This window comes from Gordonia sp. (in: high G+C Gram-positive bacteria), from assembly GCF_047600385.1.
Classification (GTDB): domain Bacteria; phylum Actinomycetota; class Actinomycetes; order Mycobacteriales; family Mycobacteriaceae; genus Gordonia.
In genome coordinates this window covers 97290-114647 of sequence record NZ_JASGKZ010000002.1, presented here as the reverse complement: position 1 = coordinate 114647, position 17358 = coordinate 97290, and the positions used below count along the sequence as shown (strand labels likewise).

The following is a 17358-nucleotide window of genomic DNA, read 5'->3' as shown; positions in this document are numbered from 1 at the left end:
CTCCGGTCCGGTCACGCGGCGGTTCCGCCGGGCCTGAGATACTCGACGACATGGAGGTTCCCGACCGGGTCGCCGTGCAGGTGAAGCCCAACAGCAAGAAGGGGCCGCTGATCGAGACCGCTGACGACGGCGCCATGACCGTCTACGTGCGTGAGCCGGCCACCGAGGGCAAGGCCAACAAGGCGGTCGCGCTGCTGCTGGCCAGGCATTTCGGTGTGCCCAAGTCGTCGGTGGTGCTGGTCGGCGGGGCCACGTCGCGGCTGAAGCGCTTCACGATCGGATAGCGGACTCAGACGATGGTGGCGTCTCGTCGCGCGGCGACGGCCTGGACGAAGCCCTCGTAGAAGAAGGGGATGTGGTCCTCCGCCCCGAGGGTGATCCGGCCGCGGGTCTTGCCGATGGCGCACAGTCCGACCCGGAACTCCGGTTCGCCGACGACGAGCACGACCGGATTCTGCTCGTCGAACGCGAGGAACCGGCCGCCGAACTCCCGCCGCGCGACCTCGAAGACGTAACAGGCGGCCCCCATGGCCACGTCGTCGGCGGACTGCGCGCCGGAACGGTGGACCCCGTCGAGGATCTCGTCGAGCCGGACCAGCGACTCCCGACCGAAGTCCAGGCCGTCGCCGTCGTAGGCGGCGGCGAAACGCATCGCGACGGCGGTCATCTCGTCGGCGAGTTCATCGGTCCCGGTCGTCGCACGCCTCCTGCGGAACAGCCCCATGTCCAGATCTCCTTTCACCACGGCCGACGGTACTGGGCGGCGTCAGACGGCGCCGGTGAAACCCTGCTGGCGCCACGCCTCGTAGAGCGCGACGCTGGTGGCGTTGGCCAGATTCATCGATCGACGGTCGGGGAGCATCGGGATACGCAACTGCGCGGTGACGTGCGGATCGTTCAGCACCTCGTCGGGCAGGCCGGTGGGTTCGGGGCCGAACAGGAGGACGTCGCCGGGACGGTACTCCACCTCGGTGTGGAACGTGGTCGCGTGCGCGGTGAAGGCGAACACCCGCTCGGGGCGCAGCACCTCCCACGCGGTGTCGAGGTCCGGGTGCACGGTCACGTGCGCCATCTCGTGATAGTCCAGGCCCGCGCGTCGTACCTGCTGGTCGGTCATCGTGAAACCGAGCGGCTCGATCAGATGCAGTTGCGCGCCGGTGTTGGCCGCGATCCGGATCGCGTTCCCGGTGTTGGGCGGGATGCAGGGCTGGTAGTAGACGATTCGGCAGGAGAAGGGCGCGGCGTCGGACACGCGCCCATTCTCGCACCGGTGCGCGAGGCGGACGTCGGCGGATGCGGGCGGCGGCGCGGGACGCGGAAGCCGGGACGGGACCGTCGGACCCGCCTGGTAGAAACGTCGGCATGTCCTCGAGGTCCTCGCGCCGGGTCGGGCCGGTCGTCGTCGCGGTCGCGGTGCTGGCCGCGTCCGGGTGCGGCTCGTCGTCGAACGACGCCGTCTCGACGGTCACCGTGACCGCGGCGCCGAGCACCGTGACGCGGATGCCTTCGCAGGAGACCGTCGAGAACCCGAGTGCGCCGCCGGAGTCCGCCGCGACACCGAGCGACGACGCCGCAGGCCAGGGCTCGTCGAAGAAGGCCGTCATGCCCGACGTGCTGTGCATGAACCTCCAGGCCGCGCAGAACAAGGTCCAGGAGAGCGGCGTCTTCTTCTCCCGCAGCGAGGACGCCACCGGCAAGGCGCGACAGCAGGTGTGGGACCGCAACTGGATCGTGGTGGGGCAGCGACCGGCGGCGGGCACCCGGATCGGCGAGGGTGATGCGGTCCTGTCGGTGGTCAAGTACGGCGAACCGAATCAGTGCCCGAACGGCTGAACGCATCCCGGATGGGGATCGCACTCCGGAAGTGGAAGAATGGGGAACCGTGACGGCGATTCGACTTGACGGTATTACCACTCGCGACGAGATCTTCGACGACCTGAAGGTCCGCGTCGACCGACTGCGCGCGGCGGGCATCGAGCCCGGCCTCGGAACGATCCTGGTGGGCGACGACCCCGGATCGCACTCGTACGTCAAGGGCAAGCACAACGACTGCGCCAAGATCGGCGTCACCTCGATCCGCAAGGACCTGCCCGCCGACATCACACAGGACGAGTTGAACGCGGCGATCGACGAGCTCAACGACGATCCGGCGTGCACCGGCTACATCGTGCAGCTCCCGCTCCCGAAGCACCTCGACGAGAACGCCGCACTGGAGCGGATCGCGCCGGAGAAGGACGCCGACGGTCTCCACCCGATCAACCTCGGCCGGCTGGTGCTCGGTGAGGAGTCGACGCTGCCGTGCACGCCGCGCGGCGTGATCCATCTGCTGCGCCGGTACGACGTCCCGCTCGACGGCGCGCACGTGACGGTGGTCGGCCGCGGTGTCACCATCGGCCGCCCCATCGGACTCCTGCTGACCCGTCGCAGCGAGAACAGCACCGTGACGCTGTGCCACACCGGCACCCGCGATCTGGCCGCCGAGGTGCGACGCGCCGACATCGTCGTGGGCGCCGCGGGCGTGCCGCATCTCGATCACCGCCGACATGGTGAAGCCCGGCGCCGCCGTGATCGACGTCGGCGTCAGCCGCACCGAGGCGGGTCTGACCGGCGACGTGCACCCGGACGTGTGGGAGGTGGCCGGCGCGGTGTCGCCGAACCCCGGCGGCGTCGGCCCGCTGACCCGCGCCTTCCTGCTGGTCAACGTGGTGGAACGGGCCGAGCGCCAACTGGCGGCGGCAGGCGCGTAAGTGACGGTCTTCGAGGTCGAGACGACTCGACGGGCTCGGCTGCGGCAACGCGCGATGCAGTATCGCCTGGTGCGGCAGCTCCCGTTCCTCGTGGTGCTCGTCATCGTCGCGGTCGCGGCGGTCTTCGTCCTCGTGGACCGTTGGCGTCGCGGCGGCGTCATCTTCGGGGGTGCGTTCGTGATCGGCGCGATCATCCGCGCGATGCTGTCGAACGACGGCGCCGGCCTGCTTCAGGTGCGGAGCAAACCCTTCGACATCGCCTGGATGGCGTCGACGGGTGCGCTGGTGATCTGGTTGGCGATCTCGATCGACTCGCTGGGGACCGGCGACCAGCTGTAGACGGCACGCCGCGCGCGGCTCCGTCGACGTCGACACCGCGTCGGCCCTTCGACACGCAGACTCGCTGCGCTCGCGTGCGGCTCAGGGCGCGGTGGGAGAGCGGCGGTCCTACGAGTGCGCTGCGCGCGCCGCGCGGGCCAGGTCCATCGTCGTGGCGAGCAGGTCGGCGATCGGTTCGGTCTCGGTGAGGAAGCCGTCGTGGCCGGCGCCGGAGTGCACCACCTGCAGGCCGCCGACGCAGTCGCCGAGACCGGTGGCGATCTCGTCCTGCTGATACAGCGGGTACAGCCGGTCCGAGTCGATGCCGCCGACGACGGTCGGAACCCGGCAGGAGCCCAGTGCGGCGGTGACGCCGCCGCGCCCGCGCCCGACGTCGTGACTGTTGAGGACGTGCGTCAGCGCGACGTAGCTGCCCGGGTCGAAGCGGGTGCTGAGCTTCTTGGCCTGGTGGTCCAGGTAGCTCTGCACCGAGTAGCGGCCGTCGACCAACGGGTTCTCCTCGCCCTGCGGGGAGTTCTCGAACCGTTCGTCCAGTTCCCGGTCGTAGCGGTAACTCAGGTGAGCGATCCGGCGGGCGATGCCCATGCCGGTCATCGGTGCGCGATCGGTGCCGTAGTAGTCGCCGTCCTGCCAGTCGGGGTCGGCGGTGATGGCCGCGATCTGCGTCGACTGGATGCCGATCTGGTCGGCGGAGGCGCGGGCGCCCACCGCCAGGACCAGTCCCGCACCGATGCCGGTCGGGATGCGAGACGAGCCATTCCAGGGCCCGTGCACCGCCCATCGATCCGCCGGCGACCGCGGCGAAGCGGGTCACACCGATGGCCTCGAAGGCACGGCGCTCGGCCTCGACGAGGTCGCGCACGGTGAGTCGGGGGAACCGGCCGCCCCACGGCCGTCCGTCGGGCGCGGTGGAACCCGGTCCGGTGGAGCCGTAGCAGCCCCCGACGGCGTTCGGCGCCACGACGCACCACTCGTCGGTGTCGACGGCGCAGCCGGGGCCGATCAGGCCGTCCCACCAGCCGGCCATCGTGAACCGGCCCTGCGGCGGGCCGGTGACGTGGGAGTTCCCGGTCAGGGCGTGCAGCGCGAGGACGATGTTGCTCCGGTCGGCGTCGGGGGTGCCCCATCGCTGGAAGTCGACCGTCACGTCCTCGAGCCGCCGCCCCGACTTCGAGAGCCAGATCGCCGATCGGCACGGCGATCGAGACGCCGTCCGGACCCGAGGTCCAGTCGGCGCCGCTGATCGTGGCGGTCGCGTCACAACTCAACGACACGGTTCGCCTCCGTCCGAACGACGATCCATCATGCGTCCTCAGGCCTTCGCCGCCGCGAAACCCTTGGCCAGGTCGGCCAGGATGTCGTCGATGTTCTCGATGCCGACGGCCAGACGCACCAGACCCGGCGTGACGCCGGCCGCGAGCTGCTCCTCCGGGGACAGCTGGCTGTGGGTGGTCGACGCCGGGTGGATCACCAGCGAGCGGACGTCGCCGATGTTGGCGACGTGGCTGTGCAGCTCCAGCGCGTTGACGAAGCTCTTGCCGGCCTCGACGCCGCCGTCGATCTCGAAACCGAGCACCGCACCCTGGCCCTTGGGCAGGAGACGCTGGCCGATCTCGTAGTACGGAGACGACTTCAAACCGGCGTACGAGACGGAGGCGACCTGCGGATGCGCCTCGAGGAACTCGGCGACCTTCTGCGCGTTCGCGACGTGGCGCTCCACGCGCAGGCTCAGGGTCTCGATGCCCTGAGCCAGCAGGAAGGCGTTGAACGGCGAGATCGCCGAACCGGTGTCGCGGAGCAGCTGGATGCGGGCCTTGAGCGCGTAGGCGGGGGCGCCGAGGTCGGCGATCACGACGCCGCCGTAGCTGTGGTCGGGCCGGGTGAAGCCGGGGAACAGGTCCTCGCCGTCGCGCTGGACGCGCCAGTCGAAGTTGCCTCCGTCGATGATGACGCCGCCGATCGCGGTGCCGTGGCCGCCGATGTACTTGGTGGCCGAATGCACGACGATGTCGGCGCCGTGGGCGATCGGGTTGAACAGGTACGGGGTGGCGACGGTGTTGTCGACGATCAGCGGCAGCCCGGCGTCGTGCGCGACCCCGGCCACCCCCTCGACGTCGAGGATCTGGTTGTGCGGATTGGAGATGGTCTCGCCGAAGAGCGCGCGGGTGTTCGGCTTGACGGCGGCCTTCCACGACTCGAGGTCGTCGGGGTCCTCCACGAACGACACCTCGATGCCGAACTTCGGCAGGGTGTAGTGGAAGAGGTTGTAGGTGCCGCCGTAGATGCGCGGGCTCGAGACGACGTGGCCGCCGGCCTCGACGATGTTCTGGATCGCGTAGGTCGTCGCGGCCTGGCCGGACGACACGAGCAGCGCGGCGACGCCGCCGCCGAGGGCCGCGAGACGGTTCTCGACGGTGTCCTGCGTCGGATTCATGATCCGGGTGTAGATGTTGCCCGGTTCGGCCAGCGCGAACAGGTTCGCGGCGTGGTCGGTGTCGTCGAAGACGTACGACGTGGTCTGGTAGATCGGCAGGGCTCGAGCCTTGGTGTCGCCGACCACCTGGCCGGCATGGACCTGAAGGGTCTCGAAACTCCACTCGTTGGCGTCAGACATGGACGTCAGCTCTTTCTCTCGGTCGGCCGGGCGCCGTCGCCCGGGGAGGGTCCGACCATCGGACCCGCGCTTGTCGATACTTTTCGGGTAAAGACCAGGTCATCACCCGGAGCACCCCACCGCGGTGGAGGGTTGCCGATCAGCGAGCCGGGGCTTGGCGCTGATGCTCATGACCTGTCATTGAGGATATAGCACCCCGGTCCGGCCCCGGAAACACTCATGCCGTCGTGAGTAAAACCCCGGTCGCACCTGTTCAGCCGTGGTATCGCCCCGATTCGATCGGTGTCGTGATCTCACTCCGAGGACTACCGTCGATGTGATTCAAGTCATATGGTGGAGGGGTGGGTGCTCGCGGGGCGCGTGTGCGGTCGGCGACGTCCGGATCCACCGGAAGCGAAGGAGTCCCTATCGACGAGGCGATGAGATGAACGACGCTGCGGGCGGGATCGAATCGTCGTGAGCGTGACCCGGTGGTTGGAACGACGCGGCGTCGAGACCGAAGACCGTGCCGACGGGGAGAGGTGGACGGCCGCTGCGGAGGGGCCGCTCGGAGGCTTCGGCGATCGGCCCGGCGTTCTCGGCAGGCGGCTTCCGACCTGCGTGTTTCGGTCCGGTGAACCCGTGTGAGACGGGCGTCATACGGTGGGCCGTTCTGTGAGGTCCTGTTTACACGCGGATGACATTTAAGGTCTCGTGAGACTCTCCTGCGTGACAGTCTCTTGAACGATCGCCGGATGCGGTGTCGCCGGGTTGCCGTGCCACCGATCTCACGATTTCTTCGTTGTCATGTCGAAGAGATTCAGCGTGGGGACGGGGATCGGTGTCATGGCCGCCGGTGTGGCGGCGGCCGTCGTCGCGGGAACGACGATGTCGGCGGTGGCGGCGGCGCCCGTCGGTTGCGGCCAGGGTGCGGCGGTGGTCGTCGCGGGGACCAACGCGCCGCGGAATACGGAGGGACTGCCCACGGGTGGAGTCACCGGGGTGGCTCAGCGTTACCGCGCCCAGGGCTACCAGGTGACCTACGTCGACTATCCGACAGATCTCTGGCCGCTCGGCCCCACCCCGTACGACGAGGACGTGGCCATCGGCAAGGCCGCCACCGAGCGGGCGGTCGCCGGATACCAGCGACGCTGCCCGGGACGTCCCGTGGTGATCGCCGGTTACTCGCAGGGCGCGCGTATCGCCGGTGACGTCCTGTCCGAGGCGGGCAACGGCCGGGGCGAGAACGGGGTCTCCGCGCAGGGACTGTCCGGCGAGTTGTACTCCGATCCGCGACGCGCCGGTGGCAGCGACGGCCGCGGCATCGAGAACGTGCTGGTCGGGCTGATTCCCGGTCTGACCATGTCCGGTCCGCGCGAGGGCGCCTTCGGTTCGGTCCCGGTGACCCAGTACTGCCTGCAGGGCGACCCGATCTGCGATCTGACCTCGCCGGTCCGCCGTCCGCTGAGCGCGATCGACGGCCTGGTCGGCTACTTCACCAAGCACGGCTACTATCCGGCGCGCATGAACGCCTCGGTGCACGACGATGCCCTGGGCGTGCGACACCGCGGTGGACGGGTCCACGTCCGACTGCCTGGTCGAGTCGCCGCCCGCCCTGGTGCAGGTGCTGCACGACGCGGTGGATCCGGTGCTGATCTCCGCCGGGCTGCCCGCACTGCCCCGGCTGATCACCGGGCCGCTGTTCCCGGGCTCGCCGGGACTGAGCACCCCCGAGGAACCCGGACTGGAGGTGCCGGGTGAGAACCCCGGCGCCGAACGCCCGCCGCTCGGGCCCGGACTGGCGGGGTCGCTGGATCTCGGTGTCTCGGGCGCCGCCCTGCCGTCGATCGTGACCCCCGGTCTGTCGTTGCTCCCCGAACCGGGGCTGCCCTCGGTCACCGTGACGCCGTCGATCCGGCTGTTCGACCCGGTGCCGCCCGAGGGGAAGACGGAGCCCTCGGCGGTGACCGTCGACGTCACGGTGGACGTGGCGGTGGCGAAGCAGATCCGGGACCGGCTGGTCGAGGTGGTGACCGCACTGGAGGCCGCCCGCAGTCAGGCCCCGGCCGGGGCGCCCGAACTCCCGACACCCGAACTCCCGACACCCGAACTCCCGACGCTCGATCGCCCGGCACCCGAACTCCCGGTTCCGCCCGCGCAGGTCCCGCCGACTCGGCCCCAGCCGGTCGTGCCCCAGCCGGCTCCGCCGGTCGAGCCCCAGCCCGCTCAGCCGCAGCCCGCTCAGCCGCAGTCGGCTCCGGTTCTGCCTGTGCCTGCCCTTCCTGTGCCTGCCCTTCCTGTGCCGATTCCGCCCGTTCCGGTCCAGCCCGTGTCGCCGCAGCCGGTTCCGCAGGCCCCCGCGATCCAGCCCGCCCCGATCCAGCAGGAGCCGATTCAGCAGCCGATCCCACCCGCCCCGATCCAGCAGGCGCCTGCGCTGCCGGTCCCGACCATCCCGATTCCGCCGATCCCGGAACCGATCCAGGAGATCCTGCCCGTACCGGTGCCGAACCTGCCGTCGACCGTGCCGGACGTCCCGAGTCTGCCGAACCTGCCGTCGATCTCGGGGACCGCCGGTCCCGCGGTCACGGCGCCGGGGAAGGGCCGGTCGTCGACCACCGGGTCGGCGACCTACGGCTCGAAGTGACCGAGGTCGGCGGGCTGTGACAGGAGTCATGTCCCGTGGCGGGAATCGTCGGTCCGGGACGGTGTGTTGAGGTCGGAGTGCGTCATTCACAGCAGCCTTCTCCGTCGCCCGCCCGCACCCCGGACACCGGGAGCGCGTCCACCGGTACCGGCACCGGTCGTCGACCGCCGGTGCGCACCGGCTGGGTGATCCCGACCCTGGCGCTGGGCGGTTTCGGCATCGGCACCACCGAGTTCGTGGCGATGGGCCTGCTGCCGAACATCGCCTCGTCGCTCACCGTGAGCGAACCGACCGCGGGAAACCTGATCGCCGCGTATGCGCTCGGCGTCGTCGTCGGCGCTCCGCTGATCACCGCGTTCGCCGCGCGGGTCCCGCGGCGGCGGCTCCTGATCTGGCTGATGATCGCGTTCACCGCGGGCAACGGGTTGAGCGTCGTGGCGCCGGACTACCCGACCCTGCTCGCCGCCCGGTTCGTCGCGGGCCTGCCGCACGGCGCCTACTTCGGCGTCGCGGCCCTGGTCGCCGCACACGTCGCGGCCCCGGGCCGTCGCGCCCGAGCGGTCGGCCAGGTGATGCTCGGCCTCTCGGTGGCGAACGTCCTCGGCGTCCCGGCGGCCACCTGGATCGGGCAGGCGCTCGGTTGGCGTCCCGCGCTGGCCCTGGTGGTGCTGATCGGGGCGGCGACCGTGGCGGCGCTGATCCGCGTGCTGCCCGGGCTCGACGACATGGCGACCAGCGACATGCGCGCCGAACTCGGCGCGCTGCGCAACACCCAGGTCCTGCTGACCCTGGCGGTCGGGATGATCGGTTTCGGTGGGATGTTCGCCTTCTACAGCTACCTCAACACCGCCCTCACCTCGGTCGGAGGAGTGCCGGAGGGCATCGTCCCGGTGGCCCTGATGCTGTTCGGTCTGGGCATGGTGGCCGGCAACGTCGTCGGCGGCAGGCTCGCCGACCGGAACGTCGATCTGGGAGTGATCGCGGGTCTGCTCGCCGTCGGCGTCGCGCTCGCGGTGTTCGCGCTGCTGCTCGGCAACGGGTGGCTGGCGGTGCCCTTCGCCTTCGTCGTCGGCGGCACCGGCAGCATGGCCATCCCGGCGCTGCAGACCCGGCTGATGGACGTCGCCGAGGACGGGCAGACCGTGGCCGCGGCCATGAACCATTCGGCGCTCAACATCGCCAACGCCCTCGGCGCGTGGCTCGGCGGCGTGGTGATCGCCGCGGGGCTGGGCTACCGCGCGCCGTCGCTGGTCGGTGCCGCGCTGGCGTTCGGCGGGGTCGCGGTGGCGGTCGCGGCCGTCGCCCGGGCCCGGCGCAGCGGCGACGGCTCGGCGGACCGGCCTCGGGAACGGCCCGTCGACCTGATCGAGCCGGTGCCCGCTACGGTGGATACCCGTGGCTGAGCAGAAGATCACGTCCGTCAACGTCAACGGCATCCGCGCCGCCGTGAAGACGCGCAACGAGAACAATCCCGGCATGCTGCCGTGGCTGGCCGAGACCGCGCCGGACCTGGTGCTGCTGCAGGAGATCCGGGCGTCGGAGAAGATCGCCCGCACCGCGCTCGCCCCCGCCCTCGACGACGGCTGGCACCTGACCATGGCCGAGTCGTCGGCGGCCGGCCGGTCCGGCGTCGGGATCCTCTCGCGCGTCGCACCGTCGGACGTCCGCGTCGGCTACGGCAGCGACGAGTTCGACGGCGCCGGCCGCTACCTGGAGGCCGACTTCGGCGCCGGCGACGACCGGCTCACCGTCGCCAGCGTGTACGTCCCGACCGGTGCGGCCCGCACCGAGAACCCGAAGGACGTCGAGAAGCACGACGAGAAGGTGCGCTTCCTGGACTCCTTCGGGCCCTACCTCGACGGGCTGCTGACCTCCGGGCGCGACGTCCTGGTGGCGGGGGACTGGAACATCGCCCGCGACGAGCGCGACATCAAGAACTGGAAGGGCAACCGGAAGAACGCCGGTTTCCTGCCGCACGAGCGCGCATGGGTGGCGGACCGGCTGGCGAGCGGATGGGTCGACGTCGTGCGGGAGCACCACGGGGACGTGTCCGGTCCGTACGCGTGGTGGTCGTGGCGCGGCAAGGCCTTCGACAACGACGCCGGCTGGCGCATCGACTACCACCTGACGACGCCCTCGCTGGCGGCGAAGACGACGCGGAGCCACGTCGATCGCGCCGCGGCGTACGACCGCCGGTGGTCCGACCACGCGCCGGTGACCGTCGTCGTGCAGCGCTGAACGGATTTGCCAGAATGGAGGCCATGACCACCTCCGCCCCCCGGCCCCGCCGCGTCCTGTCCGGAATCCAGCCGACCAGCGACTCCTTCCACCTCGGCAACTACCTCGGGGCCGTCAAGCAGTGGGTGGCGCTGCAGGATCGGTTCGACGAGGCGTTCTACTTCATCCCGGACATGCACGCGATCACCGTGCCGCAGGATCCGGCGGTGCTCCGCGAGCGGACGCTGCGCAGCGCGGCCCAGCTGCTGGCGGTCGGCGTCGACCCGCAGCGGTCGACGATCTACGTCCAGTCCCACGTCCCGGAGATCGCCCAGCTCACCTGGGTGTTGACCTGCCTCACCGGATTCGGCGAGGCGAGCCGCATGACGCAGTTCAAGGACAAGTCCGCCAAGGCCGGACAGGATGCGGCCGGCGTCGGCCTGTTCACCTATCCGGTGCTCATGGCCGCCGACATCCTGGCCTTCCAGGTCGACGACGTCCCGGTCGGCGAGGACCAGCGTCAGCACCTGGAACTGACCCGCGACCTCGCGCAGCGCTTCAACAAGCGTTACGGCCAGGCGCTGACCGTGCCGAAGGCGTTCATCGTCGAGGAGTTCGCCAAGATCTACGACCTGCAGAACCCGACCGCCAAGATGAGCAAGTCGGCCGAGACCGACAAGGGTCTGATCAATCTGCTCGACGACCCCAAGCGCTCGGCCAAGAAGATCCGCTCGGCGGTCACCGACGCCGACACCGAGATCCGCTTCGACCGCGAGACCAAACCGGGCGTGTCGAACCTGCTCACCATCCAGTCCGCGCTCACCGGCACCCCGATCGACGAGCTCGTCGAGGGTTACGTCGGCAAGCAGTACGGGCACCTGAAGGTCGACACGGCCGAGGCGCTGAGCGAGTTCGTGACGCCGCTGCGCGGCCGGGTCGAGGAGATCCTGGCCGACCGGACCGAGCTCGACGCGGTGCTCGCCGCCGGTGCCGCCAAGGCCCGCGAGACCGCCGCGAAGACCCTCGCCGACGTCTACGACAAGATCGGCTTCCTGCCCGCCCGCTGAGCCCGCCGCCGGTGAGCGACCGCTGAGCGCTCACTGAACATCCGCTGAGCATCGGCTGTACGACGGCCTCGGTGACCGGCGGCACATGCCGCGCGGTGAGGCGGTAGCCTGAGGACCCTGATGGGTGCACAGGTGAGCAAGGTCAAGCAGCTGGTCGCGGTGATCACCGCGTGGTACGAGGACAAACGTGCCCGCTGGCCGTGGCTGGCGCACATCCTGGACACGGTGGAGCGCTACGAGCAGCGGCGCGGCAACGCGTACGCCGCGGCGATCTCGTTCACCCTCATCCTCTCGCTGGTCCCGATGCTGATGGTGACGTTCGCCGCCGCCGGTTTCGTGCTGGCGAGCCGCCCCGAACTGGTCGAGCAGATGATCGACGCCGTGGTCTCGGCCATGCCGGGCCAGCTCGGCAAGACGGTCTCCGGGATCATCGAATCGGCCATCGCCTCGCGTGCCACGGTCGGTGTGGTGGGTCTGCTCAGCGCCGCGTACACCGGGATCACCTGGATGTCGCTGGTGCGGACGGCGCTCAGCGAGATGTGGGGCGGCCGCATCAAGCGGAGCGCGGTGGTGTCCAAGGCCTTCGACCTGGTCACGTTCGTGGGCCTGGGGCTGATGTTCGTCCTCACCTTCGCCTTCACCGCGCTGGCCTCGGGGCCGGTGATCACCGTGCTGACCGACTGGCTCGCCCTGGACTGGCTCATCGGCCGGGGCAGCGTGGTGCGCTGGGCGTCGACCCTGATCTCCCTGGCCGGCTCGTGGTGGCTGTTCTCGGTGGTCCTCGCGCGACTCCCGCTGCAGCAGCTGCCGTTACGGGCCGTGCGCTGGCCCGCGCTGGTCACCGCGGTGATCTTCAACCTGCTGCAGGAGGTCGGCGGCCTGTACCTGAAATCGGTGCTCACCAGCCCGGCCGGTGCCGCCTTCGGTCCGATCCTGGGCGTCATGGTGTTCCTGTACCTGGCGTGCCGGATCGTCCTCTACGCGTCGGCCTGGACCGCGTCGTCGCCGAAGAACCGGCAGTACCTCACCGTCGACGAGCTCGACGGCGTCACCGAGGAACCCGACAAGGTGGTGCTGGCGCCGGTCTACGAGACCTCCGAGGCCCCCCGGGCCCGGGCGCTGCTCACCGCGGCGGGCGTCGGCGCGGCGGCCGCCGCCGTGTACGGGTGGGTGCGCCGGGGCGGGTGAGCGCCGCGTCGTCGTGAGCCCGGCTACTCGTCGTCCTCGGCGGAACGACGCCGCCGCCGCACCCGGAACAACACCGTCGCGGCCACCGCGAGAGCGGCCACGACGATCAGGGTCAGCGGCAGCGCGCCGAGGGCGAGCGAGTCGCTCCCGGTGTCGGCGGCCCGGGGATCGGCCGAACGATCCTCCTCCTCCGCCGGAGCCGCCGTCGTCGTCTCCTCCGCCTCGGCGTTCAACGTGCCCACCTCGACCGACGCCGGTGCCGCGAACCCGTACTTGAACATCCGGACCGCCTGCTGGTGGTAGCTGTTGTCCTGCTCGTTCAAACCGAACATCTGCACGATCAGCACCTGGCGGCCGTCCTTCTCCGCCGCCCCGACGAAGGTCTTCTTCGCATCGTCGGTGAAACCGGTCTTGCCGCCCAGGATCGTCATGCCGGGCACCCCGTCCCGCAGCAGCGTGTTCGACGTCGCCATCATGTACCCGGGATGGGCGGTGTCGCCGGGGACGTCCTTACGGGGCGGATAGCCGGGGAACTTGTAGGTCGCCAGGCCGGTCATCCGGCGGAAATCGTCGTTCTGCATCCCGGCCCGGAAGAGCACCGCGAGATCGTAGGGCGACGTCGACATGCCCGCCGAGTCCAGACCCGACGGCGTCGCGGCCCGGGTGTCCAGCGCCCCCAGCTCCTTCGCCTTGGCGTTCATCTTGTCCAGCGTCTGCTGATAGCCGCCCAGCTCCCGGGACAGCGCGTTGGCGCAGTCGTTGCCGGAGACGACGAGCAGGCCCGTGATCATGTCGTCCACGGTGTACCTGCCGCCGGGGCCGAGGCCGCACGCATCGCCCTCCATCGACCAGTCGTCGACGGTCGCGACGACCCGGTCCTTCAGATCGAGCTCGTCCAGGGCCACCAGCGCGAGCAGGATCTTGATGGTCGACGCCGGGCGGTACCGGCCGTGCGGATCCTGCGCCGCGATCACGGTGCCGGTGTCGAGGTCGGCGATCAGCCACCCCTTGGACGTGAGCTTCCGCGGAACGGGCCCGGCCGCCGGATCGGCGACGACCCCGCACCCGCCGAGCCGTTCCCCGCCGATCGCGGGGGACGGCACCGGCAGGGGAGCGGGCGCGGTCTTGCCGGGGGCCACCACCTCGGAGTCGTCGATCGCCGGCGGCGTGTTCACCCGGTGCGGGCAGGGGCCGTCGACGGTCGTGGCGGTGGGCGAACCGGTGGGGACGACGGTGCCGTGCGTCGTCGACGTCGACGTCGACGACGGGTCGGCGCCGGCCGAGACGGGAGGGGCCGCAGCCACGACGAGAGCGGTGGAGGCCGCGACGAGCAGGGACCGGACGACAGTGGAAGAACGCATCAGGGCTGTCAGTCTACCGGCGGAGAAGACGAAGAGCGCCCCGACCGGGATCAACCGGCGGGGCGCTCTTCTGGGCTGCAGAGAAAGACTGCGTCATGCGGGGTCTGTGACCCGCTCACTTCGTTCCCGGCGTCAGCGGGCCTGCGACCCGCTCACTGCGTTCCCGGCGTCAGCGGGCCTGCGACCCGCTCACTGCGTTCCCGGCGTCAGCGCGAGAACATCAGTGCGCGCTTGACCTCCTGGATGGCCTGCGTCACCTGGATGCCGCGGGGGCATGCGTCGGTGCAGTTGAAGGTGGTGCGGCAGCGCCACACGCCGTCGGAGTCGTTCAGGATGTCCAGGCGCTCGACGGTGCCGGTGTCGCGGCTGTCGAAGATGAAGCGGTGCGCGTTCACGATCGCGGCCGGACCGTAGTACGAGCCCTCGGTCCAGAACACCGGGCAGCTGGTGGTGCAGCACGCACACAGGATGCACTTGGTGGTGTCGTCGAACCGGGCGCGGTCGGTCTGCGACTGGATGTACTCGCGCGTCGGCTCGTTGCCGTCGGTGATGAGGAACGGCTTGATCGCGCGGTACGCGTCGAAGAACGGCTCCATGTCCACGACCAGATCCTTCTCCACCGGCAGGCCCTTGATGGGCTCGATGGTGATGGTGATCTCCTTGGACGTGTCCTTGGGCAGCAGGTCCTTCATCAGGAGCTTGCAGGCCAGCCGGTTGACGCCGTTGATCCGCATCGCGTCGCTGCCGCACACGCCGTGCGCGCAGCTGCGCCGGAAGGTCAGCGTGCCGTCCAGGTAGCCCTTCACGTACAGCAGCAGGTTCAGCAGACGGTCGGCCGGCAGGGCCGGGACGCGGAAGCTCTCGAAGCCCTGCGCGTCCGGGTTCTCCGGGTTGAAGCGGTAGATCTTGAGCGTGACCATGATCGCTTCATCCGGCACCGGGGGCAGCGGCGGCTGGTTCGCGACCGTGTTTTCGAGGGTGGCAGTCATCAGTACTTCCGCTCCATCGGCTCGTAACGGGTCTGGACCACGGGCTTGGTGCCGAGTTCGATCTCGGCGAGCAGCCCGTCGCCCTTCTTGTACGCCATGGTGTGCACCATGAAGTTCGCGTCGTCGCGCTTGGGGTAGTCCTCGCGGGCGTGGCCGCCGCGCGACTCCTTGCGATTCAGTGCGCCGACCACGGTCACCTCGGCCAGCTCCAGCAGGAAGCCGAGCTCGATGGCCTCGAGCAGGTCGCTGTTGAAGCGTTTGCCCTTGTCGGTGACGGTGACGTGGTCGTAGCGGGCCTTGAGCGCGCGGACGTCGACCAGCGCCTGGGAGAGGGTCTCCTCGGTGCGGAACACGGCGGCGTTGTCGTTCATCGACTGCTGCAGCTCGGTCCGGATGTCGGCGACGCGCTCGTTGCCGTGATCGCTGAGCATGGCGGCGATCCACTCCTCGACCATGGCCGAGGGGTTCTCCGGCAGCGGAGCGAAGTCGTGCGAGTTGGCGTACTCGGCGGCGGAGATCCCGGCCCGGCGGCCGAAGACGTTGATGTCGAGCAGCGAGTTGGTGCCCAGGCGGTTGGCGCCGTGCACCGACACGCAGGCGCACTCGCCCGCGGCGTACAGACCGTGGACCACCTGCTCGTTGTCGGCGAGCACCTGGCCGGTGATGGTGGTCGGGATGCCGCCCATCACGTAGTGACAGGTCGGGTACACCGGCACCAGCTCGGTCACCGGGTCCACGCCGAGGTAGGTGCGCGAGAACTCCATGATGTCCGGCAGCTTGGCCATCAGGGTCTCTTCCGGGATGTGCGTGACGTCCAGGAGCACGTAGTCCTTGTTCGGGCCGGCGCCGCGACCTTCGAGCACCTCCAGCACCATCGAGCGGGCGACGATGTCGCGCGGCGCGAGGTCCTTGATGGTGGGGGCGTAGCGCTCCATGAAACGCTCGCCGTCGGCGTTGCGCAGGATGCCGCCCTCGCCGCGGACGCCCTCGGTGATGAGGATGCCCAGGCCGGCCAGGCCCGTCGGATGGAACTGGTGGAACTCCATGTCCTCCAGCGGCAGGCCCTTGCGGAAGATGATGCCCATGCCGTCACCGGTGAGGGTGTGGGCGTTGGAGGTCACCTTGTACATGCGGCCGGAGCCGCCGGTGGCGAACACGATCGACTTCGCGTGGAAGACGTGGATCTCGCCGGTGGCCAGTTCGTAGGCGACGACGCCGCTGGCGACGGGCTCGCCGTTCTCGTCCTCGGTCAGGTTGAGGTCGAGCGCGTAGAACTCGTTGAAGAACTGGACGTTGTGCTTGACGCAGTTCTGGTACAGCGTCTGCAGAATCATGTGGCCGGTGCGGTCGGCGGCGTAGCAGGCGCGGCGGACCGGAGCCTTGCCGTGGTCACGGGTGTGACCGCCGAAACGGCGCTGGTCGATGCGGCCTTCCGGGGTGCGGTTGAACGGCAGACCCATCTTCTCCAGGTCGAGCACGGCGTCGATGGCCTCCTTGGCCATCAGCTCGGCGGCATCCTGGTCGACGATGTAGTCGCCACCCTTGACGGTGTCGAAGGTGTGCCACTCCCAGTTGTCCTCCTCGACGTTCGCCAGGGCGGCGCACATGCCGCCCTGGGCCGCGCCGGTGTGGCTGCGGGTCGGGTAGACCTTGGTCAGGACGGCGGTGCGGGCGCGGGGTGCAGCCTCGATGGCCGCGCGCATCCCGGCGCCGCCGGCGCCCACGATGACCACGTCATAGCGGTGTTCCTGCATGAGGGTCGAATCTCCTTAAGAGCCGAAGGTGAGGAGCGCGTAGGTGCCGAGCAGGAGCACCACCACTACCGAGATGAGCAGAAGAGCGTTGAGCCAGAAGCGCGTGCGGTCGTTGCGCGAGTAATCGGAGATCACCGTGCGCAGGCCGTTGGCGCCGTGCAGTTCGGCGAGCCACAGCATGGTCAGGTCCCAGACCTGCCAGAACGGCTCGCGCCAGCGGGCGGCCACGAACGAGGCGTCGATGCGGTGCACGCCGTCGTCCCACGCCAGCATGATGAACATGTGGCCGAGGGCCAGGATCACCAGCAGCATGCCGGAGAAGCGCATGAACAGCCATGCCCACTTCTCGAAGTTGGAGCGGCTGCCGGTGCGCGGTGCGCGGGGGGCGTCGAGGCTCGCCGGACGGTCGTAGTCCGTCTGAAAGGTCTTTGCTTCCAAGGTCATTTTTCTCAGACT

At 69.8% G+C, this 17358-nt stretch carries 15 protein-coding genes, 2 pseudogenes and 1 riboswitch; of the genes and pseudogenes, 9 read left to right on the top strand and 8 right to left on the bottom strand.

Going from position 1 to position 17358, the window contains the following annotated elements:
• The first annotated feature begins 50 nt into the window (after positions 1–50).
• Positions 51–284, top strand: a complete 234-nt coding sequence (locus QM809_RS18035; RefSeq protein WP_415047235.1) for a DUF167 domain-containing protein — start codon at positions 51–53, stop codon at positions 282–284.
• A gap of 5 nt (positions 285–289) precedes the next feature.
• On the opposite strand, the gene QM809_RS18030 is transcribed toward QM809_RS18035, so the two are convergent.
• Complete coding sequence (locus QM809_RS18030; protein WP_415047234.1) at positions 290–742, bottom strand: hypothetical protein; 453 nt, start codon at positions 740–742, stop codon at positions 290–292.
• Positions 743–766: 24 nt separating this feature from the next.
• Positions 767–1252, bottom strand: coding sequence for a tRNA (cytidine(34)-2'-O)-methyltransferase (locus QM809_RS18025; RefSeq protein WP_415047233.1), 486 nt, complete (start codon positions 1250–1252; stop codon positions 767–769).
• A 110-nt stretch (positions 1253–1362) separates the two neighbouring features.
• On the opposite strand from QM809_RS18025, the gene QM809_RS18020 reads away from it, so the two are divergent.
• From QM809_RS18020 to QM809_RS18010, 3 genes and pseudogenes are all read left to right on the top strand, one after another.
• Positions 1363–1833 (top strand): hypothetical protein, encoded by a 471-nt coding sequence (locus tag QM809_RS18020; RefSeq protein WP_415047232.1) that lies wholly within the window; start codon positions 1363–1365, stop codon positions 1831–1833.
• Positions 1834–1882: 49 nt separating this feature from the next.
• Positions 1883–2747, top strand: a pseudogene (locus tag QM809_RS18015) (bifunctional methylenetetrahydrofolate dehydrogenase/methenyltetrahydrofolate cyclohydrolase).
• Entirely contained in the window at positions 2748–3086 is a 339-nt protein-coding gene (locus tag QM809_RS18010) for a DUF3017 domain-containing protein (RefSeq protein ID WP_415047231.1), read from the top strand.
• A gap of 108 nt (positions 3087–3194) precedes the next feature.
• On the opposite strand, the pseudogene metX reads toward QM809_RS18010, so the two are convergent.
• Together metX and QM809_RS18000 are read right to left on the bottom strand one after the other, a co-directional pair.
• Positions 3195–4360, bottom strand: a pseudogene (metX, locus tag QM809_RS18005) (homoserine O-acetyltransferase MetX).
• Positions 4361–4398: 38 nt separating this feature from the next.
• Positions 4399–5700 carry a bifunctional o-acetylhomoserine/o-acetylserine sulfhydrylase gene (locus tag QM809_RS18000; protein WP_415047230.1) on the bottom strand — a complete coding sequence of 434 codons (1302 nt, stop codon included), beginning with the start codon at positions 5698–5700 and terminating at the stop codon, positions 4399–4401.
• A gap of 61 nt (positions 5701–5761) precedes the next feature.
• Positions 5762–5875, bottom strand: a riboswitch (SAM riboswitch).
• Positions 5876–6486: 611 nt separating this feature from the next.
• Between QM809_RS18000 and QM809_RS17995 the strand changes: the two genes are divergently transcribed.
• From QM809_RS17995 to QM809_RS17975, 5 genes are all read left to right on the top strand, one after another.
• Positions 6487–7440: a cutinase family protein gene (locus QM809_RS17995; RefSeq protein ID WP_415047229.1), complete on the top strand. Its 954-nt coding sequence runs from the start codon at positions 6487–6489 to the stop codon at positions 7438–7440.
• 963 nt (positions 7441–8403) lie between these two features.
• Positions 8404–9729, top strand: coding sequence for an MFS transporter (locus QM809_RS17990; RefSeq protein ID WP_415047228.1), 1326 nt, complete (start codon positions 8404–8406; stop codon positions 9727–9729).
• Positions 9722–10564: an exodeoxyribonuclease III gene (locus tag QM809_RS17985; RefSeq protein WP_415047227.1), complete on the top strand. Its 843-nt coding sequence runs from the start codon at positions 9722–9724 to the stop codon at positions 10562–10564. Before QM809_RS17990 ends, QM809_RS17985 begins: the two co-directional genes overlap by 8 nt.
• 23 nt (positions 10565–10587) lie before the next feature.
• Complete coding sequence (trpS, locus tag QM809_RS17980; RefSeq protein ID WP_415047226.1) at positions 10588–11610, top strand: tryptophan--tRNA ligase; 1023 nt, start codon at positions 10588–10590, stop codon at positions 11608–11610.
• A gap of 120 nt (positions 11611–11730) precedes the next feature.
• The gene (locus QM809_RS17975; protein WP_415047225.1) at positions 11731–12798 is read left to right on the top strand and encodes a YhjD/YihY/BrkB family envelope integrity protein; all 1068 of its coding nucleotides are present in this window, start codon (positions 11731–11733) and stop codon (positions 12796–12798) included.
• 23 nt (positions 12799–12821) lie between these two features.
• Here the strand turns inward: QM809_RS17975 and QM809_RS17970 are convergent, their stop codons facing one another.
• The 4 genes from QM809_RS17970 to QM809_RS17955 all read right to left on the bottom strand — a co-directional run bounded on the left by QM809_RS17970 (position 12822) and on the right by QM809_RS17955 (position 17346).
• Positions 12822–14159, bottom strand: a complete 1338-nt coding sequence (locus QM809_RS17970) for a D-alanyl-D-alanine carboxypeptidase family protein (protein ID WP_415047224.1) — start codon at positions 14157–14159, stop codon at positions 12822–12824.
• 206 nt (positions 14160–14365) lie between these two features.
• Entirely contained in the window at positions 14366–15148 is a 783-nt protein-coding gene (locus QM809_RS17965; RefSeq protein ID WP_415047223.1) for a succinate dehydrogenase iron-sulfur subunit, read from the bottom strand.
• Positions 15148–16902 carry a succinate dehydrogenase flavoprotein subunit gene (gene sdhA, locus QM809_RS17960; protein ID WP_415047222.1) on the bottom strand — a complete coding sequence of 585 codons (1755 nt, stop codon included), beginning with the start codon at positions 16900–16902 and terminating at the stop codon, positions 15148–15150. The genes QM809_RS17965 and sdhA overlap by 1 nt, the downstream gene beginning before the upstream one ends.
• 15 nt (positions 16903–16917) lie before the next feature.
• Positions 16918–17346: a succinate dehydrogenase hydrophobic membrane anchor subunit gene (locus QM809_RS17955; RefSeq protein WP_415047221.1), complete on the bottom strand. Its 429-nt coding sequence runs from the start codon at positions 17344–17346 to the stop codon at positions 16918–16920.
• Positions 17347–17358 lie beyond the last annotated feature (12 nt).